We start from the raw sequence: 275 nt of genomic DNA, 5'->3' as shown, positions 1-275 counted from the left end.
CTATCGAAAAGTTACTCATGCTCAAGCCTGACATGGTCATTGCGTGGAAAAGCGGTAATGAGGCAGAAGATTTAGCACAAATTAAGCGACTAGGGATTGAATTGCATTTAAGTAATCCACGCTCTATTGAAGGCGTAGCTAAGGAAATACTAAAATTAGGTCAATTAACTGGTCATATTGAGCAAAGTAAAAAAGTAGCTGAGGCATTTACAGTTAAGCTCAACGCAATTAAAGCCGCGCAGCATAATAAAACCATGCTTACTGGGTTTTATCAG

The 275-nt window shown here is 38.9% G+C and carries 1 protein-coding gene; it reads left to right on the top strand.

Annotated features, from left to right (window positions below; translation table 11 throughout):
• On the top strand, positions 1 to 275 hold a 275-nt coding region (locus R0K30_RS21830; RefSeq protein WP_410612921.1), incomplete at both ends, for an ABC transporter substrate-binding protein.

The sequence above is a fragment of the Bacillus sp. SIMBA_154 genome (assembly GCF_046536015.1).
In the GTDB taxonomy this organism is placed as follows: Bacteria; Bacillota; Bacilli; order Bacillales; family Bacillaceae; genus Bacillus; species Bacillus pumilus_P.
Note: the sequence above shows the minus strand (reverse complement) of the source record. Positions and strands in the feature narration are given on the sequence as shown.